Consider the following 764-nt stretch of genomic DNA (forward strand, 5'->3'; position numbering starts at 1 on the left):
GCCCGCACCCGCGCCGGCCCCGGGCGGCTACCACACCCAGGACGGGCCGTCGCTGGACTACAACAAGCCGAAGCCCCCGCCGGAGACCCACACCGGCGGCGGCGGCCCCGGCCGCAACCTGATCTGACGCCCGACCGCACGCCCGCACCACGGCGGCTGATCCGGTGTCAGCCGCCGACGCACCCACCATCCGAGAGAGCTTCCCGCCATGATCGAGCTGCCGGCCGACCTCGCCGAAGTACTCAAGACCGTGCAGAAGAACGAGAACGGCAAGGACATCTCGTTCCCCGACGGCAACGAGGACCTGATCAGCGACCTCGCCGCCGCCTGGGACAAGTGGAACCAGATCGCGGACACCCACATCCGCGGCATCGCCCAGGCCGCCCAGCGCGCCATGTCCTGCATGTCCGGCGCCGCCGCCGACAGCTTCGCCCAGTACCTGCAGAAGTTCGCCGGCGGCGACGCCTCGCACGTGGCCACCACCGTCAAGGCCGGTACCGACATCGCGGGCAGCCTGCACGGCGCGCACCAGGCGATGATCGACACCAAGAACGAGATGATCCGCGAACTCGACTACGCCAAGACGTACATGGCGCAGAACCCCGCGGGCAAGAAGGACGACATTGCCAACTCCGAGGGCATCAAGCAGGCCGCCAGCCTCTACCACCAGTACGTGAGCGGCGTCAGCTCCCAGGTCGACGGCATGCTGCGCAGCAACGCCAACCAGATCGCCGACATGAACGGCATCGGCAAGACCTGCACCC

The 764-nt window shown here is 68.7% G+C and carries 1 protein-coding gene; it reads left to right on the forward strand.

Annotated elements, in window-relative coordinates; all coding sequences use genetic code 11:
* Positions 1–208 precede the first annotated feature (208 nt).
* Positions 209–764, forward strand: a 556-nt coding sequence (locus KCH_RS42775) for a WXG100-like domain-containing protein (RefSeq protein WP_035867722.1), incomplete at its 3' end; no start/stop codon positions are given.

Source organism: Kitasatospora cheerisanensis KCTC 2395, assembly GCF_000696185.1.
In the GTDB taxonomy this organism is placed as follows: domain Bacteria; phylum Actinomycetota; class Actinomycetes; order Streptomycetales; family Streptomycetaceae; genus Kitasatospora; species Kitasatospora cheerisanensis.